The sequence below is a fragment of the Stenotrophomonas sp. NPDC077659 genome, assembly GCF_050268705.1.
In the GTDB taxonomy this organism is placed as follows: Bacteria; Pseudomonadota; Gammaproteobacteria; order Xanthomonadales; family Xanthomonadaceae; genus Stenotrophomonas.
In genome coordinates this window covers 41,321-68,216 of sequence record NZ_JBNNHG010000004.1, presented here as the reverse complement: position 1 = coordinate 68,216, position 26,896 = coordinate 41,321, and the positions used below count along the sequence as shown (strand labels likewise).

Annotated in this window: 28 protein-coding genes and 1 tRNA gene; 13 read left to right on the top strand and 16 right to left on the bottom strand. The window is 66.1% G+C overall.

The features are described 5' to 3' along the window. The coding region (locus ACQKDV_RS01375) for a PAS domain S-box protein (RefSeq protein WP_427781999.1) at positions 1 to 2,376 on the top strand (2,376 nt) is incomplete at its 5' end. Here the strand turns inward: ACQKDV_RS01375 and ACQKDV_RS01370 are convergent. From ACQKDV_RS01370 to ACQKDV_RS01360, 3 genes are all read right to left on the bottom strand, one after another. Then, entirely contained in the window at positions 2,333 to 2,704 is a 372-nt protein-coding gene (locus ACQKDV_RS01370; RefSeq protein WP_427782002.1) for a response regulator, read from the bottom strand. The genes ACQKDV_RS01375 and ACQKDV_RS01370 overlap by 44 nt on opposite strands. 105 nt (positions 2,705 to 2,809) lie before the next feature. After that, the gene (locus ACQKDV_RS01365) at positions 2,810 to 2,980 is read right to left on the bottom strand and encodes a CsbD family protein (RefSeq protein ID WP_295521398.1); all 171 of its coding nucleotides are present in this window, start codon (positions 2,978 to 2,980) and stop codon (positions 2,810 to 2,812) included. A 166-nt stretch (positions 2,981 to 3,146) separates the two neighbouring features. Beyond that, positions 3,147 to 4,220, bottom strand: coding sequence for an MBL fold metallo-hydrolase (locus ACQKDV_RS01360; RefSeq protein WP_427781998.1), 1,074 nt, complete (start codon positions 4,218 to 4,220; stop codon positions 3,147 to 3,149). A 104-nt stretch (positions 4,221 to 4,324) separates the two neighbouring features. On the opposite strand from ACQKDV_RS01360, the gene ACQKDV_RS01355 reads away from it, so the two are divergent. Together ACQKDV_RS01355 and ACQKDV_RS01350 are read left to right on the top strand one after the other, a co-directional pair. Next, the gene (locus ACQKDV_RS01355; protein ID WP_427781997.1) at positions 4,325 to 4,936 is read left to right on the top strand and encodes a TetR/AcrR family transcriptional regulator; all 612 of its coding nucleotides are present in this window, start codon (positions 4,325 to 4,327) and stop codon (positions 4,934 to 4,936) included. Between the two features lie 122 nt (positions 4,937 to 5,058). Beyond that, positions 5,059 to 6,066, top strand: coding sequence for a phosphotransferase (locus ACQKDV_RS01350; RefSeq protein WP_427781996.1), 1,008 nt, complete (start codon positions 5,059 to 5,061; stop codon positions 6,064 to 6,066). 59 nt (positions 6,067 to 6,125) lie between these two features. On the opposite strand, the gene ACQKDV_RS01345 is transcribed toward ACQKDV_RS01350, so the two are convergent. The 8 genes from ACQKDV_RS01345 to ACQKDV_RS01310 all read right to left on the bottom strand — a co-directional run bounded on the left by ACQKDV_RS01345 (position 6,126) and on the right by ACQKDV_RS01310 (position 13,471). After that, complete coding sequence (locus ACQKDV_RS01345; RefSeq protein ID WP_427782001.1) at positions 6,126 to 6,995, bottom strand: DMT family transporter; 870 nt, start codon at positions 6,993 to 6,995, stop codon at positions 6,126 to 6,128. Positions 6,996 to 7,045: 50 nt separating this feature from the next. Continuing rightward, the gene (gene murB, locus ACQKDV_RS01340; protein WP_427781995.1) at positions 7,046 to 8,110 is read right to left on the bottom strand and encodes a UDP-N-acetylmuramate dehydrogenase; all 1,065 of its coding nucleotides are present in this window, start codon (positions 8,108 to 8,110) and stop codon (positions 7,046 to 7,048) included. Between the two features lie 8 nt (positions 8,111 to 8,118). Next, a complete protein-coding gene (locus ACQKDV_RS01335; protein ID WP_427781994.1) occupies positions 8,119 to 9,174 on the bottom strand; it encodes a quinone-dependent dihydroorotate dehydrogenase in 1,056 nt (351 codons plus the stop codon). An 8-nt stretch (positions 9,175 to 9,182) separates the two neighbouring features. Further along, complete coding sequence (locus tag ACQKDV_RS01330) at positions 9,183 to 9,953, bottom strand: class I SAM-dependent methyltransferase (RefSeq protein WP_427781993.1); 771 nt, start codon at positions 9,951 to 9,953, stop codon at positions 9,183 to 9,185. A gap of 5 nt (positions 9,954 to 9,958) precedes the next feature. After that, positions 9,959 to 10,243, bottom strand: coding sequence for a DUF4190 domain-containing protein (locus ACQKDV_RS01325; RefSeq protein ID WP_427781992.1), 285 nt, complete (start codon positions 10,241 to 10,243; stop codon positions 9,959 to 9,961). A gap of 103 nt (positions 10,244 to 10,346) precedes the next feature. Next, a complete protein-coding gene (locus tag ACQKDV_RS01320; protein ID WP_427781991.1) occupies positions 10,347 to 11,144 on the bottom strand; it encodes an SDR family NAD(P)-dependent oxidoreductase in 798 nt (265 codons plus the stop codon). A gap of 41 nt (positions 11,145 to 11,185) precedes the next feature. Next, entirely contained in the window at positions 11,186 to 12,718 is a 1,533-nt protein-coding gene (gene amaB / locus ACQKDV_RS01315; RefSeq protein ID WP_427781990.1) for an L-piperidine-6-carboxylate dehydrogenase, read from the bottom strand. 426 nt (positions 12,719 to 13,144) lie between these two features. Further along, the gene (locus ACQKDV_RS01310; RefSeq protein WP_427781989.1) at positions 13,145 to 13,471 is read right to left on the bottom strand and encodes a hypothetical protein; all 327 of its coding nucleotides are present in this window, start codon (positions 13,469 to 13,471) and stop codon (positions 13,145 to 13,147) included. 108 nt (positions 13,472 to 13,579) lie between these two features. On the opposite strand from ACQKDV_RS01310, the gene ACQKDV_RS01305 reads away from it, so the two are divergent. Then, a tRNA-Arg gene (locus ACQKDV_RS01305) sits at positions 13,580 to 13,656 on the top strand. Between the two features lie 3 nt (positions 13,657 to 13,659). On the opposite strand, the gene ACQKDV_RS01300 is transcribed toward ACQKDV_RS01305, so the two are convergent. From ACQKDV_RS01300 to ACQKDV_RS01290, 3 genes are all read right to left on the bottom strand, one after another. Then, a complete protein-coding gene (locus ACQKDV_RS01300) occupies positions 13,660 to 14,481 on the bottom strand; it encodes a tyrosine-type recombinase/integrase (protein ID WP_427781988.1) in 822 nt (273 codons plus the stop codon). A 427-nt stretch (positions 14,482 to 14,908) separates the two neighbouring features. Beyond that, positions 14,909 to 15,268 carry a response regulator gene (locus tag ACQKDV_RS01295; RefSeq protein WP_427781987.1) on the bottom strand — a complete coding sequence of 120 codons (360 nt, stop codon included), beginning with the start codon at positions 15,266 to 15,268 and terminating at the stop codon, positions 14,909 to 14,911. Continuing rightward, the gene (locus ACQKDV_RS01290; RefSeq protein ID WP_427781986.1) at positions 15,261 to 16,418 is read right to left on the bottom strand and encodes a two-component system sensor histidine kinase NtrB; all 1,158 of its coding nucleotides are present in this window, start codon (positions 16,416 to 16,418) and stop codon (positions 15,261 to 15,263) included. The genes ACQKDV_RS01295 and ACQKDV_RS01290 overlap by 8 nt, the downstream gene beginning before the upstream one ends. A 151-nt stretch (positions 16,419 to 16,569) precedes the next feature. On the opposite strand from ACQKDV_RS01290, the gene ACQKDV_RS01285 reads away from it, so the two are divergent. The 5 genes from ACQKDV_RS01285 to ACQKDV_RS01265 all read left to right on the top strand — a co-directional run bounded on the left by ACQKDV_RS01285 (position 16,570) and on the right by ACQKDV_RS01265 (position 22,710). Beyond that, positions 16,570 to 19,671 carry a response regulator gene (locus ACQKDV_RS01285; RefSeq protein ID WP_427781985.1) on the top strand — a complete coding sequence of 1,034 codons (3,102 nt, stop codon included), beginning with the start codon at positions 16,570 to 16,572 and terminating at the stop codon, positions 19,669 to 19,671. Continuing rightward, a complete protein-coding gene (locus tag ACQKDV_RS01280) occupies positions 19,668 to 20,492 on the top strand; it encodes a CheR family methyltransferase (protein ID WP_427781984.1) in 825 nt (274 codons plus the stop codon). The genes ACQKDV_RS01285 and ACQKDV_RS01280 overlap by 4 nt, the downstream gene beginning before the upstream one ends. Continuing rightward, on the top strand, positions 20,492 to 21,064 hold the full coding sequence (locus ACQKDV_RS01275; RefSeq protein WP_427781983.1) for a chemotaxis protein CheB: 573 nt from the start codon (positions 20,492 to 20,494) through the stop codon (positions 21,062 to 21,064). Before ACQKDV_RS01280 ends, ACQKDV_RS01275 begins: the two co-directional genes overlap by 1 nt. Then, a complete protein-coding gene (locus ACQKDV_RS01270) occupies positions 21,061 to 22,194 on the top strand; it encodes a hybrid sensor histidine kinase/response regulator (protein WP_427781982.1) in 1,134 nt (377 codons plus the stop codon). Before ACQKDV_RS01275 ends, ACQKDV_RS01270 begins: the two co-directional genes overlap by 4 nt. Positions 22,195 to 22,281: 87 nt before the next feature. Then, a complete protein-coding gene (locus tag ACQKDV_RS01265; RefSeq protein WP_427781981.1) occupies positions 22,282 to 22,710 on the top strand; it encodes a BLUF domain-containing protein in 429 nt (142 codons plus the stop codon). A 50-nt stretch (positions 22,711 to 22,760) separates the two neighbouring features. Here ACQKDV_RS01265 and ACQKDV_RS01260 read toward each other — a convergent pair whose 3' ends face one another. Continuing rightward, positions 22,761 to 23,069 (bottom strand): metalloregulator ArsR/SmtB family transcription factor, encoded by a 309-nt coding sequence (locus ACQKDV_RS01260; RefSeq protein ID WP_427781980.1) that lies wholly within the window; start codon positions 23,067 to 23,069, stop codon positions 22,761 to 22,763. A gap of 88 nt (positions 23,070 to 23,157) precedes the next feature. Between ACQKDV_RS01260 and ACQKDV_RS01255 the strand changes: the two genes are divergently transcribed. The 3 genes from ACQKDV_RS01255 (at position 23,158) to ACQKDV_RS01245 (ending at position 25,125) form a co-directional block, all read left to right on the top strand. Further along, complete coding sequence (locus ACQKDV_RS01255; RefSeq protein WP_427781979.1) at positions 23,158 to 23,598, top strand: YeeE/YedE family protein; 441 nt, start codon at positions 23,158 to 23,160, stop codon at positions 23,596 to 23,598. After that, entirely contained in the window at positions 23,595 to 24,008 is a 414-nt protein-coding gene (locus ACQKDV_RS01250; RefSeq protein WP_427781978.1) for a DUF6691 family protein, read from the top strand. Before ACQKDV_RS01255 ends, ACQKDV_RS01250 begins: the two co-directional genes overlap by 4 nt. A 64-nt stretch (positions 24,009 to 24,072) precedes the next feature. Then, a complete protein-coding gene (locus ACQKDV_RS01245; protein WP_427781977.1) occupies positions 24,073 to 25,125 on the top strand; it encodes a linear amide C-N hydrolase in 1,053 nt (350 codons plus the stop codon). Here the strand turns inward: ACQKDV_RS01245 and ACQKDV_RS01240 are convergent. Next, entirely contained in the window at positions 25,122 to 25,907 is a 786-nt protein-coding gene (locus ACQKDV_RS01240) for a DUF6491 family protein (protein WP_427781976.1), read from the bottom strand. The two genes, ACQKDV_RS01245 and ACQKDV_RS01240, sit on opposite strands and share 4 nt — an antisense overlap. 102 nt (positions 25,908 to 26,009) lie before the next feature. Between ACQKDV_RS01240 and ACQKDV_RS01235 the strand changes: the two genes are divergently transcribed. Further along, the gene (locus tag ACQKDV_RS01235) at positions 26,010 to 26,711 is read left to right on the top strand and encodes a helix-turn-helix domain-containing protein (protein ID WP_427781975.1); all 702 of its coding nucleotides are present in this window, start codon (positions 26,010 to 26,012) and stop codon (positions 26,709 to 26,711) included. The last annotated feature ends 185 nt before the right edge of the window (positions 26,712 to 26,896 follow it).

Genomic DNA, 26,896 nt, shown 5'->3' with positions numbered 1-26,896 from the left:
ACATCGCCGGTATTCATGGCATTCCTCGCTGGGCCGGACCATCGTGTTGAACTGGTCAACCCTGGCTATTCGACCCTGATCGGCAACCGCGAGGTCATCGGGCGGCCGATCGCGGAGGCGCTGCCGGAAGTGCTGGACCAGGGCTATCTGCAACTGCTGGATGAGGTGTACCGGACCGGCGAGCCGTACATCGGCCGCAAGATGGCCTACGACAGTGGCATCGTCCAGGTGGGGAGCGGGCCGCACCATATCGTTGATGTCATGTTCCAGCCATGCAGGGACGCGATGGGGCAGGTCACTGGCATCTTCGTGCAGGGCTTGGACCTGACGCCCCAGGTAGCCTTGGAACAGCATCTGTCTCTGACCGAAGCGCGGCACCGCCAGATAATGGACAGCGCACGGGACTACGCGATCATTGCCTTCGACATGGACGGACGGGTGACGTTGTGGAACCGGGGCGCCGAGCAGATTCTCGGGTGGCATGAAGAGGCAGTGCGGGGCCGCCATGGTGAGGTGCTGTACCTGGATGACGACCGGCAGAGTGCGCGGTTCCAGTACAACATGGAACAGGCACTGCACAGTGGCGGCCTGAGCGGCGAACGCTGGCTGCGCCACCGCGATGGCACGCGCATCTGGGCGCACGGTTCGATGACGGTTCTGCGCGGCCATGAAGGTGAGGCCGTGGGCTTTGTCGTGGTCTTCCGCGACCGTACGGCCGAGCGGCGTGCATCCGAAGCGCTGGTACAGAGTGAACGCAGGCTGGGCGCCCTGGTTTCTGCGGCGACCCAGTCGCTCTATTCGATTTCCGCCGATTGGCAGACGGTGCGCCCGATCTGCCAGCAGGACGCGGTTCCGGATCTGGAGGCCGCTGGAACCGGGTGGCGCGAGCGGTTGATCCACCCGGAAGACCGCCAGACGGCAGAGACGGCCATCGAGCGGGCACGTGCCACCGGTACCCCACTGGAACTGGAGCATCGCACCCTGTTGCCCGATGGCACCGTGCGGTGGCTGCAGATGCGCGCGGTGCCCTTGCTGGATGAGCGTGGGTGTGTGGAGGAATGGTTCGGGGCAGCGTTTGACATCACCGACCGCCGCAGTGCGCAGCAGCGGCTGCAGCAGCTCACCTTGTCCCTGGAAGAGCGGGTACAGGCACGGACGGCCGAGTTGATGGCCATGGAAGAGCGGCTGCGGCAGAGCCAGAAGATGGAATCGCTGGGACAGTTGACCGGCGGCATCGCGCACGATTTCAACAACATGCTGACTGCCGTGTCGATGGGGCTGGAGTTACTGGAAATGCGGGTGGGGCAGGGTCGGTCCGATGGCCTTGAACGCTATCTGGAGATGGCCCGCGGTGGTGCGGACCGGGCCGCGGCGCTGACCCAGCGGCTGTTGGCCTTTTCACGGCGACAGACACTGGCGCCGTCCTCCGTGCGCGTCTCATCGCTGGTGAAGGGAATGCTGGATATCCTCAGTCGTTCCATTGGCCCCTCCATCGCCATTGAAACGCGCCTTGCCTTGGATAGCGACCATGTACGGGTGGACGCCCCGCAACTGGAAAACGCCCTGCTCAACCTGTGCATCAATGGTCGTGATGCCATGCCCGAAGGGGGAACGCTGGTCATTTCCAGCAGCATTGAAGAGGTGACGGCGGCGCGCGGTGGCCAGCTTGGTCTGGAAGCCGGGCGGTATGTGTGCCTTTCGGTATGCGACACCGGTACCGGCATGGATGCCAGTGTGGTGGAGAAGGTGTTCGAACCCTTCTTCACCACAAAGCCCATCGGCCAGGGTACTGGACTGGGCCTGTCGATGATCTACGGGTTCACCCGGCAGTCGGGCGGACAGGTGGAGGTGGAATCAGCGCCCGGGCGGGGCACGACCATCGGCCTTTACCTTCCACAGGTCGATGAGGGCGCCATGACCCCTCCTTCTCCTGTGCCGAGCACGTTGGCGGCTTCCGTCACCCCTGGCCAGTCGGTGCTGCTGGTGGAGGATGAGGCCGCCATTCGCGCGTTGGTGGGGGACGTGCTGCGCGCCCAGGGCCATCGGGTAACGGAGGCGGCCAACGGCAGCGAAGCATTGGGCTTGCTGACGACGGACCACGCTTACGATCTATTGGTGACCGACGTGGGCCTGACCGGCGCTTTGAACGGCCGGCAGGTTGCCGACGCCGGCAGACAGGCCCGGCCGACGATGCCCGTGCTGTTCATCACCGGCTATGCCGCGTTTGCAGCAGTGGGAGGAGAGCATCTGGAACCTGGCATGGATATCCTGACCAAGCCCTTTTCTTCGATTGAACTGGAGCGGCGTGTGGACAAGCTGCTGGCAGGCGCCGTCAGAGCGTGGCGTGCACCGACCCCAGAAGCTCCCGCAGGGTAAACGGCTTGCGCAGCACGGGAATGTTTTCTGGCGTCAGCTGCGGATCGCCTGCGCGCTGCCCGGCGTAGCCGGTCACCAGTAGAACGCGCAGGTCCGGATCGTCCTGTACAGCCTTGCGCGCAAGATCACAGCCGTTCATGCCTGGCAGGCGGACGTCGGAGATCAGAAGATCGAAAGGACCCGCGCTTGCCAGCGTATCAACGGCCGCTTCGGCATCACCGACGGCAGTGATGTCGTATCCGTTTTCGGACAGAACGTCCTCGGTGAGTTCACGGATGGCGGTGTCATCTTCGACAAGGAGGATGCGTTGGGGAGCGGATGAGATCACGGGGCGCACGGTTCTCGAAGCAGGAGCCAGCTTGCTTTGCAGCACATGCCCTCCAGCGAGGGCATGCTTGGGTTGCGCTGCGGTCAATGGCGATATCGTTGCCGCTCAGCGGCGCGCATCATCCTTGGCCTTGCCAACGGCACTCTGCACTTTGCCGACGCCCTTCTGGGCCTTGCCTTCAAGCTCCTGGGTCTTGTTGCCGGTCACTTTGCCAGCCACTTCCTTGACCGTGCCCTTGACCTGGTTCTTGGCACCTTCGGTACGATTCTTGTCCATTGCACAACACCTTTCTGCAACGCCCGGGGATGGGCGGATTGATCGTGCAGCGCTGCCGGTGTCGTGCTGGTGAAAGAAACAGTGAAACGGCCTTCACTCGCTGAGCAGTTCAGGTATCGCGGCAAGAGGCATTGATACGAAGCACAGTGCCAACCCAGGTTGGCCTCTACCGGGTGCGCTCCCACCAGCGCGTGCCGGCGGCAGGTGCCTGCATGTCCAGCGCCTCGCCCATGATGGGCGTGGCCACCGGCACGTGCTTGGCCGCTGCCAGCGCGGTGATGCGCTCGAACGGCTGTTGCCACGCGTGCAGGGCAAGATCGAAAGTGCCGTTGTGGATCGGCAGCAGCCACTTGCCGCGCAGGTCCAGGTGCGCCTGCAGGGTCTGCTCGGGCTGCATGTGCACGAAGGCCCAGCGCTTGTCGTAGGCACCGGTCTCGATCATCGTCAGGTCGAACGGGCCGTACTTTTCGCCGATGGCCTTGAAGCCGTCGAAGTAGCCGGTGTCGCCGCTGAAGAAGACGCGGAAGTCGCCGTCCTGGATCACCCACGAGGCCCACAGGCTGCGGTCGCTGTCACCCAGGCCGCGGCCGGAGAAGTGCTGGCCCGGGGTCGCGGTCAGGCGCAGGCCGCTGGCCTCGGTCGACTGCCACCAGTCCAGTTGTTCCACCTTGGCCGCATCGATGCCCCAGGCGATCAGCTGGTCACCCACGCCCAGCGGCGCAATGAACCGTGCGGTCTTGCCAGCCAGCTGCATCACCGCATCGTGGTCGAGGTGGTCGTAATGGTTGTGCGAGAGGATCACCCCGGCAATCGGCGGCAGATCGTCGATGCTGATCGGCGGTGCGTGGAAACGCGCCGGGCCCATCCACTGCACCGGTGAGGCGCGCTTGGAGAACACCGGGTCGGTCAGCCAGTACTGGCCCCGCAGCTTCAGCAGAATGGTGGAGTGGCCCAGGCGGAACAGGCTCCGATCGGGCGCGGCGTCCAGTCTGGCGCGGTCCAGCGCCTGCACCGGAATGGGGTTGGCCGGCACCGTGCCCTTGGGGCGGTTGAACAGGAAGGTCCACCAGATCTCCAGGCCGTCGCACAGGCCCAGCGCCGGTTTCGGCAGGGCGTTGCGGAACTTGCCGTCGCGGTACTGCGGCGAGTCGCGGAAGTCGGGGAGGGACCAGGACTTGCAGAAAGTGTAGGCGGTCACGGCGAGGGTTCCGAACAGGAGGACAAGGAGCAGGCGCTTCATCGGGGACGTCCGCTGGGTACACTGCACAGTGTAGTTTCCGAATTCCAGAAAGTACACTGGCCGGTGTAAAATGGCGGGGTCCGTTCAGCCTTCCGGTTCCCGCCATGTCCCTTGCCCCGCAGCGCCTGACCGACCGCAAACGCGAAGCCATCGTGCGCGCAGCGGTGGAGGAGTTCCGCAGCGCCGGCTACGAGGCGACCAGCATGGACCGCATCGCCGCCGCGGCCGGCGTGTCCAAGCGCACGGTCTACAACCATTTCCCGAGCAAGGAAGAACTGTTCGGCCATATCCTGGAAGAACTCTGGGCAAGCAGCATGGCTGCCATCGAGCTGCCCTACCGCGCCGATCAGCCGCTGGACGTGCAGCTGCTGCAACTGCTGGGGCAGAAGCTGGACCTGCTGGGCGATGCCAACTTCATCGACCTTGCCCGCGTGGCGATGGCCGAGATCATCCATTCGCCCGAGCGTGCGCAGGCCATCGTCTGTCGCATGGGCGAGAAGGAAGGCGGCGTGAGCGCATGGATCCGCGCGGCCATCGCCGATGGACGCCTGCGTGAGGTCGATCCCGAGTTCGCCGATCACCAGCTGCAGGGCCTGGTGAAGGGCTTCGCGTTCTGGCCGCAGGTGACCATGGGCCAGCCCCCGCTGGGCCCGGCGGAACGGCACAGGGTGGCCAAATCTGCGGTGGCGATGTTCCTGGGGTTCTACGCGCGCTGAGCGCCGGCGTCCGCAGGCCACTGTGTCTGCGCGGGTGCTGCGCGTCATGTTGTGACGGGCTTACCTACGCATTTACCGGCCCATCTGCGACACTGAGCCCAGGCTTCATGGCAAGACCCCTCATGTCACTCGTGTCGGCGCAGCAGATCGGCGAAGTACTGCAGCAGTCCTACGGCATCACCGCCACGGCCGTGGTGCCACGCGTGGTCGGTGCCGAGGCCAACGCAAACGTGTTCCGCATCGACGCGCGCGGCAGCCAATGGTGGTTGAAGTGCCGTCGGTATCAAGTGACTTCGGTTGTGTGGGAAAGCCTGCACTGGCTGCGCAGCACGTTGGGCATCGAGGAAATCGTGGCACCGTGGCCGTCAACGACCGGTGGCGTTTCCGTGCAGCGCTGGGGCCTGCAGTTCACCCTGTTTCCCTACATCGAAGGTCAATCCGGCTTCGAGGCTCCGCTGAGCACGGTGCAATGGCAGCGTCTGGGTGAGGTGCTGCGGCGATTGCACACGGCACAGCTGCCGCGCGCGCTGGCCGAAGGATTGCCGCAGCAGGTGCTGGCAGCTGATGCCCTGCAGACTGTCGGCCAGTGGCTGCAGCAGCCCGCATTGTTGCCGTCCGCGCAGGACCGGTGGGGCCGGGCCTTCCACGCGATATGGGCGCGGCAGCGCGATCGCATTGCCATGCTGCACGATCGTGCCGGGTTGCTGCAGCAGGCGTTGGCCGAGCGGCAGCCTCAGCTGCATCCCTGCCATGCCGATCTGCATGCGGGCAACGTGCTGATGGGGCAGGACGGTGCACTGCATCTGATCGATTGGGACGGCCTGTCACTGGCGCCGCGTGAACGCGATCTGATGTTCGTGGGAGCAGCGGTGGGCGGCCGCTGGGGGCGTGAGCGTCCGCAGGGCTTTGCCCAGGGGTATGGCGATGATCTGGGTGATCTGCAGTGGATCGCCTGGTACCGGCACGCGCGCATTCTGCAGGACCTGGTGCAATGCCAGCAGATGCTGATGGGAGGCGAAGGTGCGTACCGGCTGCCGCAGCAGCGGCGACAGGCGCTGCGTCACCTTGAGGAATTGTTTGCGCCGGGAAACGTGTTCTGTGCGGCCGAACGGGCCTTTGCCAACGTGTAGATCCACGCCATGCGTGGATGCGTTTGATTCACACAGATTCATCCACGCGTGGCGTGGATCTACTCCGCCGGCTTGGCGGCTGCGGTGGCGGCGACGCTCGCCGCACGCCGGGCCAGCACCGCCTCGCGATGCGCGATGTACGCGTTCGCTGCCAGGATGATCGCCGCGCCGACCAGCGTCCATCGGTCCACGCGCTCATCGAACAACAACCAGCCACACAGCGTCACCAGCGGCAGCTGCAGGAAGCTGATGGGCGTCAGGGCCGACACTTCCCCCAGGCGCAGGGCGCGTGTCCACAGCAACTGGCCAACAGTACCCAGCACCCCCGTCGCCACCAGCCACCCCCAGGCCAGGCCGGTGGGCCAGACCCAGACAAACACCGCCGGCACCAGCGACAACGGCACCCAGAACACGTAGGTGTAGAGCACCACGGTGTCAGCGCTGTCCACGCGGGTCAGCTGCTTGATCTGGATCGCGACCAGCGAACTGAGGAGGGCTGCGGCCACCGCCACCAGGCTGCCCGCAGAGAAGCCTGCCGTGCCGGGCCTGACAATGACCAGTACGCCGATGAACCCCACCACCACCGCTGCCCAGCGGCGCACGCGTACGGTTTCACCCAGCCACATAACCGCGGCAATGGTGACGAACAGGGGCGTGGAATACGACAGCGAGACCGCCTGCGCCAACGGCAGGTGGCCCAGTGCCCAGAATGCACACAGCATCGAGCCCAGTCCGATGGCACTGCGCACGAAGTAGCGGGGCAGCTGCTGGGTCTTCAGCGGTGCACGGCCCGGGCGCAGCAGCATCGGAAGCAGGGCCAGCAGGCCAAATGCGTTGCGGAAGAACGCCACTTCCTGGGTGGGCACGTAGCGGGTGGCATAGCGGATGGCCACGGCCATCAGGCCGAAGGCCATCGTGCTGGCCAGCATCAGCAGCGCCGCCCGCGCCGGCGGGGCGAGCGGGGGCCTTGCGCGGGTGTTCACCACTGGGCGCCGAGCAGGCGCGGCTCCGGTTCGATCGGCACGCCGAATTTTTCCAGCACCGAGGCTGAGATGCGTCGCGCCAGATCCAGCAGTTCCGCGCCGCTGGCAGTGCCGTGGTTGACCAGCACCAGCGCATGGCTGGAGGCCACGCCGGCGTCACCGTCGCGGAAACCTTTCCAGCCGCAGGCGTCGATCATCCACGCCGCCGAGACCTTGCGCTGGTCATCACGGTCTGCCGGGAACACCGGAAGATCGGGGAAGTGCTGCAGCAGCACGTCTACCTGTTCCAGCGGCAGCAGCGGGTTCTTGAAGAAGCTGCCGGCGTTGCCGAGCACGTCCGGGTCGGGCAGCTTGCGCCGGCGGATGGCGATGACCGCGTTGGCCACATCCACCGCGCTGGGCAGCTCCACGCCCTGGGCCTGAAGTTCTTCGCGGATACCGGCGTAATCCATGCGCAGATCGTGCAGCAGCGGCAGCTTCAGTTCGATGGCGGTAATCAGGTAGCGGTCCGGCTGCTGCTTGAATACGCTGTCGCGGTAGGCGAAACCGCACTGCTCGTTGTCCAGCCGTACCCAGGCCTGCTCGTGGCGGTCCCAGGCTTCGACCGTCTGGATGAACTCGCCGGCCTGTGCGCCATAGGCGCCGATGTTCTGGATGGGTGCTGCGCCGGCAGTACCGGGAATCAGTGCGAGGTTTTCCAGGCCGGACAGGCCTTCCTGCAGCGACCACATCACCAGGCCATGCCAAGGCACACCGGCACCAGCGCGGATCACCGCATGGTCGGCGCGGTGTTCGAGGAAGCTGATGTCGCGGTTGCCGAACACCAGCACGGTACCCGGCAGGTCATCGGCGATGAGCACGTTGCTGCCGCTGCCCAGTACCAGCAGCGGGCCGTTGGCAACGCTGGGCAGCGCCAGTACGTCGGGCAGCAGGCTGGGGTCGTGCAGTTCCAGCAGCTGCGCTGCCTGCGCGCGCACGTGGAAGGTGTTCAGCGCCTGCAGCGGGGCGTTTTCGGTGAGGGTCCAGCGCAGCGGTCCGGCGGTGTTGTCGGCGATGTCCATGGGCGCGCTCACAGTGGTGCCACCGCGCCGCGGCTCGGGGCTTCGCGGCGGCGGCGGATCGCCTCCACGCACTCGGCCACCAGTGCAGGGCCACGGTAGATCATGCCGCTGTAGCACTGCACCAGGGCGGCGCCAGCCGCCATCTTGGCCACCGCGTCGGCACCGGACAGGATGCCGCCCACGCCCACCAGCGGCATCGACTCGGGCAGGCGCGCACGCAGGCGGCGCAGCACCAGGGTGGACTGCTCCAGCACCGGCGCGCCGGACAGGCCGCCGGCTTCACTGGCCAATGGGTCGCCAGCGATGCGGCTGCGGTCGATGGTGGTGTTGGTGGCGATGACGCCGTCCACCTGCAGTTCGCCCAGTACCCGCGCAGCGGCATCGATGTCGCGCTCGCTCAGGTCCGGCGCGACCTTCACCAGCATCGGCACGCGGCGCCCGTGCTGCGCGGCCAGCGCCTCCTGGCGGTCACGCAGCTGGCTGACCAGCTGGCGCAGGGCGGTCTCTTCCTGCAGCTCGCGCAGGCCGGCGGTGTTGGGCGAGGAAATATTGACGGTGATGTAGTCGGCCAGCGGATACACCTTGTCCAGGCAGGTGATGTAGTCGTCGACCGCCTGTTCGTTGGGGGTGTCCTTGTTCTTGCCGATGTTGATGCCCAGCAGGCCCCGGCGGTTGCGCGCGCGCTCGACGTTGCGCACCAGCGCATCGACACCGGCATTGTTGAAGCCCATGCGGTTGATGATGGCCTGGTGCGCCGGCAGCCGGAACAGGCGCGGCTTCGGGTTGCCATCCTGCGCGCGCGGGGTGATGGTGCCGATCTCGACGAAGCCGAAGCCGAGGGCGAACAAGGCATCGATGTGCTCGCCGTTCTTGTCCATTCCGGCGGCCAGGCCGACCGGATTGGGGAAGGTCAGCCCGAACACGGTACTCGGCATCGGCGCGATGCGTGCGGCCAGCAGCGGCGTGGTGCCGGTGCGCCAGGCCAGGTCCAGTGCGGACAGGCCGAGGCCGTGGGCGCGCTCGGCGTCGAGCGAGAACAGGAAGGGGCGGGCAAGCGAATACATGCGTCGGTTCAGTCCAGCGTGCCGAGGAAGGCTCGGGTTCGATATTCAAAGGCGACCTGTCCATCCACCGCATGGGTATTGAACAGGCCTTGCAGCGCAGCCAGCATCGGCGCGTGGCGCGGGTGGCCGGGCTGCGGCGCGTAGGAAGAAGACAGCAGGCGCCCACGCAGGGCGTCGAAATCCAGATGCTGCACGTTGGGCAGTTCGATCATGCCGCGCAGGCCCGGCCCGAACCAGGCCTGCATGGTGGCATCGTCCTGGTAGCGCTCGGCCACGGTGGTGTAATCGGTGCCGTAGTCCAGCAGCAACTGCTCGTAGCCGACCAGGAACGGGCTGGCATCGAGCAGGCGCGAATTCCAGTAGATCAACGCCATTCCGCCGGGGCGCAGGATGCGCTGCCACTCGGCACGCACCGCGATGGTGTCGAACCAATGGAAGGCCTGTGCGGCGCTGACCAGATCAACGCTGTCATCGTCCAGGCCGGTGGCCTCGGCGCGGCCGTCAACCGCACGGAACAGGGGGTATTGCGGTGCCAGCCACTGTTCGGCCGCCGCACGCATCGGTGCGTTGGGCTCCACCGCCACCAGCGGATGGCCGGCGGCGAGAAACAGGCGGCTGGAAATGCCGGTGCCCGCCCCGATGTCGGCGACCGGCGCCGTGGCAGGCACCGCCATCGGTCCATGCAGCCAGTCGATCAAGGCAGCGGGGTAGTCCGGGCGGTAGCGCACATAGTCGGCGACCCGGCTGCTGAAGCGTTCAGTGCTGTCCGACACGCTCATGGCGGTCAGTTTGACAGCGTGGCCAGCCAGGCCAGGCCGCCGAAGAACAGGAAGATGAGCAGCAGGCCCAGGCCCAGCATGATCACGTTCAACCAGCCCAGGATCAGCCCGGTCAGGGCCAGTCCGTCGCCCTCCAGCTCGGCGGGGCGGCGGCGGATCTCGCTGCGCGCCACGTGCCCGGTGATGATGGCCACGATGCTGGCCACCAAGGGCAGTACGGTCCAGCTGGCGATGCCCAGCACGAGGCTGAGGACGGCCAGGCCGCTTGTCTGTCGGGGTGCCACGCTCATGAGGGGTCCTCCTTGGCAGTGCATACATGATAGTGCCTGCAGGCCGCCAAGCCCATGGGCGAGACAGCAGCGGTAGCGCCGGGCCATGCCCGGCGAGCGCGGCTCAGCCCATCAATACCTGGCCGCCATCCACGTTCAGCACGTGGCCGGTGATCCAGCGTGCCAGCGGCGAGCACAGGAACAGCGCGGCATGGGCGATCTCGCGTGGCTGGCCGAAGCGGCCGAACGGTATCTTCGCCAGGGTGGCGTGATACAGGTCGGGATCGTCGACGCGGCGACGGTCCCACAGGCCGTCGGCAAACTCGATCGAGCCTGGCGCGATGGCGTTGACCCGGATGCGGTCCTTGGCCAGCGCCAGGGCCTGCGAGGTGGTGTAGTGGGACAGCGCAGCCTTCGCTGCTGCATACGGTGCCGCGCCGGGGCGGGGTTGCTGTGCGGCGATCGAAGAGAGGTTGAGGATGCAGGCGTCATCCGACGCTCGCAGCCAAGGCAGGGCCAGGCGCGAGGCGCGCACGGCCGCCATCAGATCAATCTGCAGGCTGGCCGCCCAGCCATCCTCGTCATCAGCCATCCCGTAGCCGGTGGCGTTGTTGACCAGCACGTCGATGCCGCCAAGCGCATCGGCGGCGGCCTGCAGCCAGCCGCCGAGCTGCTCGATCTCGGCCAGATCGGCCGCCACAACATGCAGCGGCGTGCCCTGCGCCTGGGCATCGGCCTGCAGCCGCTGCAATCCGGCCAAGCCGCGGGCACAGACCGATACCTGTGCACCGGCGCCGGCAAATGCCAGCGCCAGTTCACGGCCGATCCCCTTGCTGCCGCCAGCGATGAGTACGCGGCGGCCGCTGAAGTCGATCACTTGTAGAGCCGAGCCATGCTCGACCGCACTGCCTGCAGTGTTCATGGTCCGTCCTGCCGAGCATGGCTCGGCACTACAAAACAGTGTTACAGATCGAACTTGATGCCCTGGGCCAGCGGCAGCGAATCCGAATAGTTGATGGTGTTGGTCTGGCGGCGCATGTAGACCTTCCACGCATCCGAGCCCGACTCACGACCACCGCCGGTGTCCTTTTCGCCACCGAAGGCGCCGCCGATCTCCGCACCGGACGTGCCGATGTTGATGTTGGCGATGCCGCAGTCGCTGCCAGCCGCCGAGAGGAACTTCTCGGCGGTCTTCAGGTTCTGGGTGAAGATCGAGGACGACAGCCCCTGCGGCACGCCGTTCTGCATGTCGATGGCCTCATCGATGCTGTCGTACGGCATGACGTACAGGATGGGCGCGAAGGTCTCGTGCTGGACCACCGCATCGCTGTTCTTCAGGCCCGACACGATCGCCGGCAGCACGAAGTTGCCTGCACGATCGATGCGGGTGCCGCCGGTTTCGATGGTGCCGCCGGCGGCCTTGGCCTGGGCGATGGCGTCGAGGAACTGCTGGACGGCGCCGTCGCTGTTCAGTGGGCCCATCAGGTTGGCGGCATCGGTGGGGTCGCCGATCTTGCCTTCCACCTGCTTGTAGGCCTTGACCAGGGTGGCCAGCACGTCGGCGTAGATCGAGCGGTGCACGATCAGGCGGCGGGTGGTGGTGCAGCGCTGGCCAGCGGTGCCGACGGCGCCAAAGACGATGCCCGGCACCGCCAGCTTCAGGTCGGCGGTTTCGTCGAGGATGATGGCGTTGTTGCCACCCAGCTCCAGCAGGCAGCGGCCCAGGCGGCGGGCGACCTTCTCATTGACCGTGCGGCCGACCTGGGTCGAGCCGGTGAAGCTGATCAGCGGCACGCGGCGGTCATCCACCAGCTTTTCCGACAGCGCGGTACCGGCATCGTTGACCAGGAAGAAGATATCCGGGAAGCCAGCTTCGCGCAGCGCGTCGTTGCAGATGCGCATGGAGGCGATGGCGGTCAGCGGGGTCTTGTTGGACGGCTTCCAGATGCAGATGTCACCGCAGATGGCGGCCAGGAAGGCATTCCAGCTCCACACCGCGACCGGGAAGTTGAAGGCAGAGATGATGCCGACCAGGCCCAGCGGATGGTACTGCTCGTACATGCGGTGGCCTGGGCGCTCCGAATGCATGGTGTAGCCGTACAGCATGCGGCTCTGGCCCACGGCGAAATCGGCGATGTCGATCATCTCCTGCACTTCGCCGTCACCTTCGGGCTTGCTCTTGCCCATTTCCAGTGCGACCAGCGAACCCAGGGCGTCCTTGTGCCTGCGCAGCGCTTCGCCGCACAGGCGCACGGCTTCGCCGCGGCGCGGGGCCGGGGTGGTGCGCCAGGTCTTGTACGCTTCCTGGGCACGGGTAATGACGGTTTCGTACTCGGCTTCGGTGGTGGCGCGGACCTGCGCGATCGGCTCGCCGGTGGTCGGGTTGACCGGGGTGATCAGCTCGCCGCCGGTGGCGCTCGACCATTCCCCGTTGCCCAGGTAGGTGCCAGCGTTGATCGCGTCCAGACCAAGGGACTTGAGCAGCTCGGAAGACATGCAGACTCCTGTGTTTCGTTACGTTGTTGGCGCCACCGCGGGCAGGTGGGGGTCGCGGCGGACTGAACCGGCGATGGTAGCAGAGGGCTGTGGCGAGGCTTGGTGCAGTGCGGGGTGGGGCCACGCCGAGACGCTTTCCCAGTGCGGGGTGCCTGTTCAGGCAGGCAGGGCTTCTTGCAGGCTTCGCGCGGTGCCAGGAATGGCCGGCTGCGGCGACCACGCAGGCGGGTTGCGATGCCATTGCCAGGCGCTGTCAATGATCGGTGCCAGCTCAGTCCATTGCGGCGTCCACCCCAGGATTTCGCGGGCGCGGGTGGAGGAGGCAACCAGACTGGTGGGATCGCCCGGCCGGCGTTTCGCCATCTCAAATGGAATGCTTCGCCCGCTTACCTCTGCGGCAGCGGCGATCACTTCGCGGACAGAGAATCAGCAGGGCCAGCATTGCCCTGCAGAAAAGACCGAAATTCTCGCTGGCCTTGAGGTTCCCGCCAGCAGTGTACCGGCCACCGGATAGATGGCGCTCGACATCGCGGCATGCCCTGAAAACCCAGTGAAATCGATGCTCGCAATGCCCACTTCCCAGCCCATGTACGCAAGCTTGCTCGCCAGCGTCAACGCCGCCGTGAGCGCGATAGCCATCAATGCGCGCCACTTGAATGCCGAACGAGGCAGGCTTGACAGCAGGATGGCAATCATCGGCAGCAGCCAGCGGCTGTCACCTAGGCTTGATAGCAGTTTCCAGGCGTCGGGCATCTGTCTTGTAATTTGGGAGGGCAAAAGATGATAGCGACACCCGTGGGATTCCAGCGCCCCCATGCTTGGTCCATTCACCCAGACGCGGTATCCTTCCTTGCTGCCGATGGCCCCGTAGCTCAGCTGGATAGAGCGTCCCCCTCCTAAGGGGAAGGTCGCCCGTTCGAATCGGGCCGGGGTCACCAAAATCAATAACTTAGGCAGGGACAGTCAAGCGCATTTCTCACTTGTTCCCGCATATCCACAGGATTTGGTCCCAGTGGTCCCAGTGGCGCGGATCGGTACCTCAGCTTCGCCACGTCGCCATCGTCGCCTTCAGGCGTTAGGTGGGCGTAGTACTTCTCGGTCGTGACGTAATCGGCATGGCTGGCCAGAATCTGCACCCGCCGCAAGGGCACCCCGGCCATGACCATGTGCTCGCAGAATGTGTGCCGCAGGCGGTGGAGGCTGCCGCCGATCCCCGCGCGCTTGGCATCTGAGGCAAACCAGTCAGAGGCCGTGTCCTTGTGCACGGCCACCAGCGGGTCGGGCAGACGGCGCAGCGCCCAGCGCACATACCGATTCAGTGGAACCTCTCGCCACTTGCCAGACTTGGTGCGCCCCTGACCATCCTCCCTCGTCTGGCTTGCTTTCCACCCCGAGCCTGCGCCCGGCCACCGATTCCTTGCAAAGCCCAACCAACTCTCCTCGGCGTAGTCCTGTGTGGGCCATGAACAGCCACAGCGCGCCCGGTCAGGGTTGGCATGGTACAGCTTTCGCATGGCCAGACGGCCGTAGAACCTCACCGCCACGCTACGGACACCGCGCGGTGCTTTGGTTTCTTCCAGGGGGTTGAAGTCCGGCTTTTTCCACTTCACGCCACGCCGAAACGCGGCCTGCAGCCGGCGCACCTCTTTGCCGACGGTCTCCGGCGCAACCTTGTCCTTGGTCAGGCGATCTGTTCTGTAGGACTCCATTTCCATGGGGCGCAAGGTATCGATGGGCCGATGACCGGAGCGGGCAATGAACATGGCGCCGGCGCAAGCACTGATCCAGAGATGCCGGTGTTTCCCGTCGTACAGGGGTGGGCGGGTCAGCCGGCTGCGGGTGGATCGCCAGCGCGCATCCTGAATGGCCCGCGCGCCTGCTCCTGACGCGTGCACGCGCACTGCACATGCACACCGCGAAGCTCGTTCCATCCCTGTTATCACGATGGAGCAAGCAATGAACAACCCCGGCACCCGCAAGCCCACATGGCGCCAGAGCAAGGGCCTGTGGATCATCATCGGCGTGGCCTTGGCCATTTTCGTGGTGACGCTGTTCATGCGCTGGTAAAGGAGCCGCCGCAGGTAAGTAGATCCACGCCATGCGTGGATGAGGGCCCCCGCAGTGCGGACCAACGGTCCGCACCCACCATCGCCCGCCACCCGCAGTAGATCCACGCCATGCGTGGATGCCTCAGCCCTGCTGCAGCAGCTCCACCAGCTGCCGCAGGCGGTAAGGCTTGGGCAGGAATTCAACCTGCTCCGGCAGCGGCGGCAGCTGCGATCGTGCATAACCGGATGACAGGATCATCCGGGCGTGTGGCTGGTCACGGGCCACGTGCTCGCTCAACTCGATGCCGGACATGCCATTGGGCATGCTGATGTCGCTGAACACCACGTCGAAACGCTGTCCTCCCTGCAGCAGGGCGACGGCCTCATGGCCGTCGGCCGTGGTCGCCACGTCGATGCCAAAATCGCGCAGTGCCAGGCCGATCATTTCGCGCAGATCGGACTGGTCCTCGACCATCAGTACGCGGATCGGTTCATCAGTCATGGGCAGGGTCCTCCATTGCGGGTAGCAGCAGGCTGACGGTGGTGCCAACACCGGGCGTGGTGGACACATCAACGAAGCCGCCGCTCTGGGTAGTGAAACCGAACACCTGGCTGAGGCCCAGGCCGCTGCCTTTGCCGATGTCCTTGGTCGTAAAGAAGGGCTCGGTCGCCCGTTCAGCGATGTCCGGGGCCATGCCATGGCCCTCGTCGCACACGCTTAGTGTCACATATCGACGCTGCAGCGCGGTGTCCGCGTCTGGGTCCAGCCGGTGCTCGAGCGCGGTGGCCACCAGTACGCGACCACCGTCCAGGGTGGCGTCGGCAGCGTTGGCCACGAGGTTGGCAAGCGCGGTCTGAAGCTGCAGCGGGTCGCTACTGAGCGGTGGCAGGCCGGGCGTAAGTGCTGCTTCCACGGTGACCCCGGGCGGGCAGGCACTGCGCAGGGCCGGCAGCCAGTCGCTGATCTGCTGGTTGATGTCCAGCGGCTCGCGGATGAGGGTCTGGCCGGTGCTGAAGGCCAGCAGTTGCCGGGTCAGCAGCGCGCCGCGGTCGGTCGCTGCCTGGGCGGTCGCCAGCAGATCGGCCGCGCGGGCATCGCTGCCCACGCGCAGCGCCAGCAGGTCCAAGGCATTGCCGACGGTGGTCAGCAGGTTGTTGAATTCGTGCGACAGGCCGCGGCTGAGGCGGCCCACGGTTTCAAACTGCTGGGTCTGTCGCAGGGCGCGCTGGGCATCGCGCAGCAGGCGCTGGGCCCGCCACTGCTCGGTGATGTCACGGGTGATCTTGACGAAGCCGAGCAGCTCGCCGTTCTCCACGACCGCTTCGATGACGATGCTGGCGCGGAACGAAGACCCGTCACGGCGTACCCGCCAGCCTTCGCTGGACGCGTGGCCGTTCTGTGCTGCAAGCCGGAGCAGTCGCTCGGGTTCGCCGGCGTCGCGTTCATCGGGCAGGTAGAAGCGGCTGAAGTGGGTGCCGATGACCTCACTGGCACGATAGCCCTTGATGCGCTCGGCGCCGGGGTTCCAGCTGCACACCTTGCCTTCCGGATCGAGCAGGTACAGCGCATGATCGCGCACGCTGTCGATCAGCAGCCGCAGTTGTCGTGAGGTGTCGGTCAGTACCGACGGCGTAGATGCACCTGCGTCCACCTGGAAATCAGAATTGCCCCTGTGAGGCACGAGACCCTAGGTACTGAAGTGTGAAGAATGCGTGCACGAGCGACCTGTGCCATTGGTCCTGTGCGGCTGAATGCGACACGGGGTACCATCACCCACCTTTTGTGATCTGGAACCCATTTGCATGCGTCCTGGTGCAACTACGCGTGACCGCTGGATCTGGGCCGCCGGCGCCGTGCTGCTGGCAGCGACCATCACCATGGAACTGGTGGTTCCACTGGGGTACGCGGTGTGGCTGCTGTACTTCATGGCCATCGGCGTCACGGTATTCCAGCGCAGCGCCCGCGCACCGTTCGTGGTCGCCGTGCTGGCCTGCGGCCTGTTGGCGATCGGTTACAACGTTGCTCCGGCCAGTGCCAGTTCCTCGTTCTCGTTGGTCAACCGCACCATTGGCGGCGTGGCTTTCCTGATGATCGCGCTGATTGTTTCCCGCGCGATCACGGCGCGGCGCGAGGCGATGCGGGCACTGTGGCTGCAGGAGGCCGAAAATGCGGTGGCCATGAGCCTGCGCGGTGACCTGGGGCCCGAACAGATTGCCGATGCGGCGATGACCACCTTGGCTGCGCAGCTGCGGGCCGAGGTCGGCGTGCTGTACCGCATCGAAGGTGGCCGGCTGCAGTTGACCGGCGGTGTTTCGCTTCCAGGCGGGCTGCCGGCGTCGGTGACGCTGCAGGAAGGCCTGCTGGGCCAGACTGCGCGCGACCAGCAGATCCGCCATGTGCAGGGCGACGACCAGCATGCGTTGCAGCTGCAGTCCAGCTTGGGCCAGGTGGCGGTGCGCGAGCGCATCCTGGCGCCGATCAGCAGCGATGGTGTGGCGGTGGGTGTTGTCGAACTGGGGCGCTCGCGGGACGCAGGCCAGCGTAAGCTGGATGTGGAACTGCTGGAGCGCTGCGGCGATACGGTGGGCATGGCGCTGCGTGCGTCATTGCTGCGCGCCCAGCTGGTAGTGCTGTTGGAAGAGTCGCAGCGGCAGGGCGAGGAACTGCAGGCCCAGCAGGAAGAACTGCGCGTGGCCAATGAAGAGCTGGAAGAGCAGAGCCGCAGCCTGATGCAGTCGCAGGCCAATCTGGAGCAGCAGCAGGTCGAGCTGGAACAGAGCAATGTCCAGCTGGAAGAGCGCACCCACGAACTGGAGGCGCAGAAGCAGGCGCTGCTGGTGGCGCAGGGCCAGCTGGTGCGCAACAGCAACGAGCTGGCGGCGACCTCGCGCTACAAGTCCGAATTCCTGGCCAACATGTCGCACGAGCTGCGTACGCCGCTGAACAGCTCGCTGATCCTGGCCAAGCTGCTGGCCGACAACAAGGACGGCACGCTGACCGAAGAACAGGTCAAGTACGCCCGCGCGATCCTGTCTTCCAACAACGACCTGCTGGCACTGATCAACGACATTCTCGATCTGTCCCGCATCGAAGCCGGCCATGTGGAACTGTCCGACGAAGTGGTGGTGGTCGACAGCGTGCTGCAGCGCCTGCGCGAGACGTTCGAGCCGATGGCACGGCAGAAGGGCCTGGGCCTGCAGATCGAGGCCGATGCGCTGGCACCGAGCCAACTGGTGGCCGACAACCAGCGCTTGCAGCAGATCCTGAAGAACCTGCTGGCCAACGCAGTGAAGTTCACCGAGCACGGCAAGGTCAGCCTGCACGTTCGTGCCGGTGGCCGTGGCCGCATCCGCTTCGAAGTGTGCGATTCAGGCATCGGCATCGCCCGCGACCAGCTGCAGGTGATTTTCGAAGCCTTCCGCCAGGCCGATGGCAGCACCCGTCGTCGTTATGGTGGCACCGGCCTGGGCCTGTCGATCTCGCGCGATCTCGCTGCACGCATGGGCGGCGACATCCAGGTGGACAGCGAGCCGGGTCGAGGCAGCTGCTTCATCCTGGAACTGCCGTTGCAGGGTGCGCCGGCCAGCGAGGTGCCGCGCGAGGCATTGGAGGCGACACCGCAGTCGTCGCCCCCGGTGCAGTCAGCCCCGCCGACGGTGCGCAAGCCCACGACTGCCCCGGTTGCAGCAGCGGTTGCCGTGGCCGATGACCGCAGCAGCCGACAGCGCGCCGGGCGTCTGATCCTGGCGGTGGAAGACGATGCAAGCTTCGCCGAGGCGCTGGTGTCGCTGGCCCATGAACTGGACTTCGACTGTGTGGTGGCCACCACGGCGGAAGAGGCGCTTGCTCTGGCGAGCGAACTGCGGCCCAACGGCATTCTGCTGGATATCGGCCTGCCCGACGTCTCCGGCCTGAGCGTGCTTGAACGTCTCAAGCGCAACCCGGAAACCCGTCATATTCCCGTGCATGTCGTCTCGGGGATGGACCGCAGCCAGGTGGCGCGCGAGCTGGGCGCGATCGGTTACGCCGTAAAGCCGGCCACCCGCGAACGACTTGCCGCAGCCATCGAACAGCTGGAACAGACCAGCCAGCGTGATGTGCGCCGGCTGCTGATCGTCGAGGACGACAGCGATCTGCGCCGCAACCTGGAACTGCTGCTGGGCCGTGACCAGCTGCAGATCGTGGCGGTGGGTACTTTGGCCGCTGCGCTGGAACAGCTGAGCACGGTCACCTTCGATTGCATGGTGATGGACCTGTCCCTGCCCGATGGCAGTGGCTACGACCTGCTGGAACACATGGCCGGCAACGATGATGTCGGCTTCCCGCCGGTAATCGTCTACACCGGCCGCGCGCTCAGCCGCGAGGAAGAGCAGCGCCTGCGCCGTTATTCCAAGAGCATCATCATCAAGGGCGCACGCTCGCCCGAGCGCCTGCTGGACGAGGTGACCCTGTTCCTGCACAGCGTCGAGGCCAGCCTGCCCAGCGACCAGCAGCGCCTGCTGCGCGAGGCCCGTCGCCGCGACACCGTGCTCGACGGCCGCACCGTGCTGCTGGCCGAGGACGATGTGCGCAACATCTTCGCCCTGTCCAGCGTGCTGGAACCGCTGGGGGTGACCCTGGAGATCGCGCGCAATGGCCAGGAGGCGGTGGATCGCCTGGCCCAGCGAGAGGTCGACCTGGTGCTTATGGACATCATGATGCCGGAGAAGGATGGGCTGACCGCCATGCGCGAGATCCGTGCACAGCGCCACCTGCAGGATCTTCCGATCATCGCGCTTACCGCCAAAGCCATGCCCGATGACCGCGAGCGCTGCCTGCAGGCCGGCGCCAATGACTACATCGCCAAGCCCATCGACGTGGACAAGCTGGTCTCGCTGTGCCGGGTCTGGTGCTCGCGGCAATGAACGAACAGGCGCTGTTCGACCTGGAACTGAAGGTGCTGCTGGAAGCGCTGTACCAGCGCTACCACTACGACTTCCGCAGCTACGCGGTCTCCTCGCTGCGGCGGCGCATCCGCCAGGCCATGCAGCGCTATGACTGCGAGCGCCTGGTCGACCTGCAGCACCGGTTGCTGCACGAGCCGGACCTGTTCGCCCAGGCGATGCAGTTCTTCACCGTGCAGGTGTCGGAAATGTTCCGTGACCCGGCCTATTTCAAGCAACTGCGCGAGCAGGTGGTGCCCGTGCTGCGCACCTACCCGTCGGTGAAGCTGTGGGTGGCCGGCTGCAGTACTGGAGAAGAAGTGTGGTCGCTGGCCATCCTGCTGCATGAGGAAGGACTGCTGGAACGCAGCATCGTCTACGCGACCGACATCAATCCGGCCGCGCTGGCCAGTGCGGAAGCCGGTGCCTACAGCATCGACCGCCTGGCCCAGTTCAGCCGCAATTACCTGGCCGCCGGCGGTACCGGTTCGCTGTCCGATTACTACGCCACCGCCTACGACGGTGCGGTGTTCGACCGCCAGCTGCGCCGCAACGTGGTGTTTGCCGACCACAGCCTGGCCACCGATACGGTGTTCTCCGAAGTGCACCTGGTGTCCTGCCGCAATGTGCTGATCTATTTCAACCGCGACCTGCAGGATCGTGCGGTAGGCCTGTTCCGTGAGGCGCTGGTGCACCGCGGCTTTCTGGGCCTGGGCAGCAAGGAATCGCTGCAGTTCGGCCAGCACCACGACGCGTTTGAAACCTGTTCGCGCGAACATCGGCTGTACCGGAAGGTCGTCTGATGGGAACTGCACGCCCGCATCTGCTGGTCATCGGCGCCTCGGCCGGTGGCGTGGCCGCACTGCAGCTGCTGCTCGGCGCGCTGCCGGCGGGTCTGCCGGTGCCGGTGCTGGTGGTGCTGCATGTGCCGCGCGACCGCAGCAGTCGTATCGCCGAAGTGCTGTCGCCGTACTGCGCGCTGCAGGTACGCGAGGCGGAGGACAAGCAGCCGCTGCAGGCGGGCACGGTGACCTTCGCTGCACCCGATTACCACCTGCTGGTGGAAGATGCGCAGACCATTGCGCTGTCGATGGACGAGCCGGTGCTGTTTTCGCGCCCGGCCATCGATCCGTTGTTTGAATCTGCCGCGGCCGTGTTCGGGCCGCAGCTGCTGGCGGTGCTGCTGACCGGTGCCAGCAGCGATGGCAGCGAAGGTGTGGCCGCGGTGCGCGCCGCAGGTGGCCGGGCCTGGTTGCAATGCCCCGAGGAGGCCGAGGCATCGATGATGCCGGCGTCCGCCCTGCAGCACGCCGGCGCTGATGCCGTGCTGCCTCTTGAATTGATGTGCCGTCGCTTGAAGGAGTTGTTTGCATGAATCTGCTGCCACCGGACCCTGCGCAGTCGCAGGCACCGGTCAACCTGCTGATCGTCGATGACGTACCGCAGAACCTGGTGGCGATGCAGGCGCTGTTGCGCCGCGAGGGCGTCAACCTGCTGCTGGCCGGCTCGGGCGCGCAGGCGCTGGAGCTGCTGCTGGAGCACGAGGTGGCGCTGGCCCTGCTGGATGTGCACATGCCCGAGATCGACGGCTTCACCTTGGCCGAGCTGATGCGTGGCTCGCAGCGCAGCCGCGATGTGCCGATCATTTTCCTGACCGCCTCGCCGGATGACCCGGTACGTGCATTCAAGGGCTACGAAAGTGGCGCGGTCGATTTCCTGCACAAGCCGGTGGCGCCGCAGGTGATCCTGAGCAAAGTCAATGTCTTCATCGAGCTGTACCAGCAGCGGCAGTTGCTGAAGTGGCGCAACGATGCGCTGGAGCGGGCGCTGAAGTTGAACGAGACGATGGCGGCCGTACTCACCCACGATCTGCGCACACCGCTGTCGGCCATCCTGTTGTGCGCCGACAAGCTGTCGCTGGAACTGCCACCGGGCAACACCAGTGCGCAGCAGACGCTGCAGCATCTTGAGGCCAGTACCGTGCGCATGGCGCGCATGGTCGAGCAGCTGCTTGATTTTTCGCGTATCCGCAGCGGTGGGCTGCGGCTGGAGGCTGCCAGCTGCGACCTGGAGGAGCTGGCACGCGCGGTGATTGCCGAGGCGGGCAGTGCGCACGGCAGTGATCGCATCGCGTTCGAAGCACGTGGTGATGCCACCCTGCACGGCGACATGGATCGCCTGGGCCAGGTCGTCGCCAACCTGGTCGGCAACGCGCTCACCCATGGTGGCAAGGATGTGGTGCAGGTGGCTGTAGATGGCAGCGATACGCGCGCGGTGACGCTGCGCGTGCGCAATGTCGGCCACATCGGGGAGGCGCTGCTGCCGCGGCTGTTTGAGCCGTTCAAGGCGAGCTTCCACCAGAGCAAGGGTCTGGGGCTGGGCCTGTACATCGTCGACCAGTTCGTTGCCGCGCACGGTGGGCGCCTGAGTGCACACAACGAACAAGGGCAGGTGGTGTTCGAAGCGGTGCTGCCGCGCTGCGCCGACACTCCCATGCGCCGTTGACTGAACTCTTCAGGGAACGCGTGCGCGATCTGAGACGGGCTCGTCCGTAACTGTTACCTTGGCCGCTCACGTTGCCAAGGACGCTTCATGCCATTGCGCGCCATCGCTTACGCCAGCCAGGCCCGGCCGGACCTCGCCGCCGAACGCCTGCAGACGTTGGTGAACGATGCGGCCCGTTTCAACCGGATGGCCGGGGTGACGGGGGTCCTGCTGCATGACGGGCAGCGGTTCCTGCAGTACATCGAAGGGCCGCCCGATGGCATCGACCCGGTGTATGAGCGCATCCTGCAGGCGGGCAGCCATGTGGACATCGTCGAGCTGGCGCGCGGGCGGTTGGGCCAGCGCCAGTTTCCTTACTGGTCGATGCGCGCGTTGCAGATCGATGCGCCGAAGCTGCGTCAGCTCAGCACCAGCGACTGGTCGGGTTTCTCGCGCACGGCGGATGGAGATCGTGCGGTACCCACGGCGGTGGATCTACTGAGCGAGATCGTGCGTCCGGCGCTCAACGCCGGTTGATTGCACCGGAACGTCGTGGTGCCGAGCCAGGCGTGATTGCGCTTGCGGTGCTACGCGCAGTACGCCGCATGCAGTGCCTGCAGTACGCCCTGCGCCGGACCCTGTTCAAGCCGATAGTGGATGGCCTGTGCCTCGCGCCGAGTGGCCACGATCCGTAGTGCGCGCAGAACGGCCAGATGCTGGGACAGCGCCGATGCGCCCAGTCCGGTCAGTGCCTGCAGTTCCGGTACCGGCGCCTCCCCCTCGACCAGCCGGCACAGCACGCGCAGCCGCGCGGGGTGGGCAAGTGCCTTGAGCAGGGTGGCGGCCTGGTCGGCGTGGCGGGCCATGGTGGCGCTGTCCATCGTCGCGGTAGGCATGGGCTTGATCTTTTATTTCAGAAGGAGCTAATTTAGACATATCTTAATTAATGGGCAAGTCGATGTACGGTTCTGACAAGGGTGGGGTATGAGCCTGCCGTGGGCCGCGCTGGCCGGGGGCGGCCTCATAGGGTTGGCTGCTGTGGTGCTGTTGGCTGCAACCGGGCGCGTGGCCGGCATCAGTGGCATCGCTGCGGGCGCGCTGCAGTCCAGTCGCGGTGATCGCTCCTGGCGCGGGGCCTTCCTGGTCGGCGTGCTGGTCGCTGCAGGCCTGGTGTTGTGGTGGCAGGCAGGGCCGGGGCAGGCGCCGCGCGTTCTGATCCGCGACATGCTGCCGGCCTGGCAGCTGATCGGGGCGGGGCTGCTGGTCGGCGTCGGGACGCGCCTGGGTAACGGTTGCACCAGTGGCCATGGGGTGTGCGGCATGGCGCGCGGTTCGCGTCGTTCGCTGGTGGCGGTACTGGTCTTCATGGCCTGTGCGGTGGCCACCACGTTCGTCGCGCGCCACGTGCTGGGAGCGCAGGGGTGAGTCGCGCAACCTGGGCGGCCGCTGCCGCAGGCGGGTTGTTCGGCGCAGGACTTGCGCTGGCCGGAATGACCGACCCGCGGAGGGTACTGGGTTTCCTTGACGTTGCCGGCGCTTTCGATCCAACACTGGCATGGGTACTCGCCGCTGCAGTGATGGTCAGTGCGGTCGGCCAACGCTGGGTACTGCGCCGTGCGCATCCATGGTATGCCGCTGGTTTCCAGCTGCCCGCCACGCAGGGTATTGATCGCCGGTTGCTGCTCGGTGCAGCGCTGTTCGGCATCGGCTGGGGTTGGGCGGGCTATTGTCCCGGCCCGGCACTGGCGGGGCTGGCCGTGGGTTCGCGCGAAGCGCTCTGGTTCGTGCCCTCCATGCTCCTCGGCTTCTGGCTGCACGACCGCTGGCGGGGCTGAGATTTCACCCGGGCTTCACCAGTGCAGGTTTCAGATCGGGGCTTTCAGGGGGAAGGAGCACGGTATGAAGCGGATGAACTGGCAGGGCGGGGCGGCGCTGGCCATGGCGCTGGCTGCGGCAGTCGCACCGGCGTGGGCGTGCACGCGCGCGGTCTATCTGGGTGACAACGGCGATGTGATCACTGCCCGTTCCATGGACTGGAAAGTGGACGTTGCCACCAACCTGTATGTCCTGCCGCGTGGCATCGAGCGTACCGGCCAGGCCGGGCCGAAATCGGCGAAATGGACGGCGCGCTACGGCAGCGTGGTCGCCACCGGCTACGACGTGTCCACCACTGACGGCATGAACGAAAAGGGCCTGGCCGCCAACCTGCTGTGGCTCGTCGAATCGGAGTATCCGCAGCAGCGCGGCAACAAGCCCGGACTGGCGATCTCGCTGTGGGCCCAGTACGTACTGGACAACTTCGGCAGCGTGGCCGAAGCGGTGGCCGCGCTGGAGAAGGAGCCGTTCTCCATCGTCACCGAAAAGGTGCCCGGCGAGGACCGCCAGGCCACCCTGCACCTGTCGATGTCCGATGCGAGTGGCGACAGCGCCATCATCGAGTACATCGGCGGCCGCCAGGTCATCCACCACGACCGCCGCTACCAGGTGATGACCAACTCGCCCATCTTCGAGCAGCAGTTGGCGTTGAACGCATACTGGAAGCAGATCGGTGGCACGGTGATGCTGCCCGGGACCAATCGCTCGGCTGACCGTTTCGCGCGTGCGTCGTTCTATATCAATGCCATTCCCAAGTCGGAAGATCCGGTGGAGGCGCTGGCCAGTGTGTTCAGTGTCATCCGCAACGTGTCGGTGCCCTTCGGCATCACCACGCCGGGCGAGCCGAACATCTCCTCCACGCGCTGGCGCACGGTGGCCGACCACAAGCGCCGGCTGTACTTCTTTGAATCGGCATTGACGCCCAACACCTTCTGGGTCGACCTCAACAAGGTCGACTTTGGCGGGCAGGTGCTCAGGCTGGATCTGGGGCCGGACCAGCGCAACACCTTCTCCGGTGATGCGCTGTCCCACTTCGTGCCGAGCAAGCCCTTCGCCTTCCTCGGTACCGACGGTTAGGGCCCGCGCGAGTCGTCCTTCGGATAGACCGCCAGGATGTCGCAGCCTGGGCGGGCGAAGCCTGGGGTATGGCTGCGCCCGTCCCCTTCGATTGCTGAAGGCACCATGACAATGCGGTCGCGGGGATTGCCGCAGATCAGGCCGTTCTGCAGGCCGGATTGGAATTCCACGTCGGTTGAGCCGGCCAGGATCGAGCAGCTGCTGGCCAGTTCCACATGGTAGTAGCGGTGGCCGCCATTGCGGCGTGGGTTGGTTTCCACCACCACGCCTTCCGGGCTTTCACTCCAGCCGCGCACGTTGCGGGTAGCGAAGCAGACGGCGGACGAGGTCTGGAAGGTATGCCGGGCGTCGCTGCTGCGGCGCCCCCGGCCCTTAGCGGTTACGGTAACGCCGGGCAGGGTGGCCGCATACTGACGGCTGCTTTCGCGGGCGATGGTGGCGAAACTACGGGCGTCGATCAATGTGACCGTGCTGACCGGGCAGCTGCGACCGTCGACCACCACCCGCTCACCCGGCTGGCCGCAGGCCCAGCCTCGGGGTGCTTCCAGCCTGAGGGTGTCGGCTTCATTGACGCCGGGGCAGGCGGTGGTGAATTCAATGCGGAAGGCGCGCCCCTGGCTGTCGGCGACAGCGATGGCGCCGGGCGTGTTCTGTTCCACCTGCTGCACATCGCGCGCATCCAGGCAGTCCGGCGCCGGTGGCGTTCGCGCTTCCTGCGCGTGCAGCGTGGTCGCGGTGAAGCTGGCAAAGGCCAGCGCGAGGAGCAGCGGTCGGACATTCATCATGCAATCCATGCGGGGTGAACCTTCCCCGAAGTTAGCACGCGCCACGTCCACCTTGATGACCGCGTTGCGGGCCGCTGGCTGCGCGCGCACACTTCGCAGATGGGCGCCATCTTCCATCTGCGGCACTACGGCCAGGCCACCGGCCTGGACCGCCATGACTACGCACAGTGGGTGCTGCCGCTGCAGGGGGAGCTGCAGTTCGAGCTGGAAGGGCGTGGTGGCCGGCTGGACCTGCTGCAGGGTGCATTCGTCGCCGCAGGTGAGGCGCACGATCAGGTGGCGCGCGGGCCGAATGGTTTCGTGATCGTTGATTGTGGCCCCGGCGTGCTCGATGACCTTACCCACGAACACCTGAGCCGTCAGCGCTGGCTCCACCTGCCACTGGGGCTGCGGCAGCAGCTGGCCCAGGTGCAGGTTACGGGTAGCGTTCCCCAGCTGCTGCCGCAGTTGCTGCGGTTGTTCGCCCCGGCAGGCAGCGGTGCGCGCCTGCAGGGGCTGTGCGCGTTGCTGCAGGCCGCGCCCGGCCAGGCGTGGCCGGTGGCGCGCATGGCGGCCTTTGCCGGTGTCAGCGGGAGCCGGCTGCATGCCGTGTTCCAGCGGGAGTTCGGGCTGAGTCCGCATGCCTGGCTCAGTGCCAGCCGGCTGCGCTGGGCAAAGCATGCACTGCTGACCAGTGCGGCGCCGATCAGCGATATCGCGCTGGCCGCAGGGTATTCCGAACAGAGTGCCCTGACCCGCGCACTGCGCCGCGAAACCGGCCTGACCCCCACCGCCTGGCGGCGAGGCGAGTCGCCTTCGTAGCGTCGAGCCTGCTCGACTGGCTTTTGCGTCGCCTTTGTAGAGCCGAGCCCATGCTCGGCTGCCTGTGGTCGCGCCTGTGGAATTCAGCCGAGCATGGGCTCGGCTCTACAGAAGCAAAACGCCAGGGCAGGGCAGTATTCCAGGTCAAGACGTTGCGAGTACAGGCGCCTACACTGCGGGGCCTG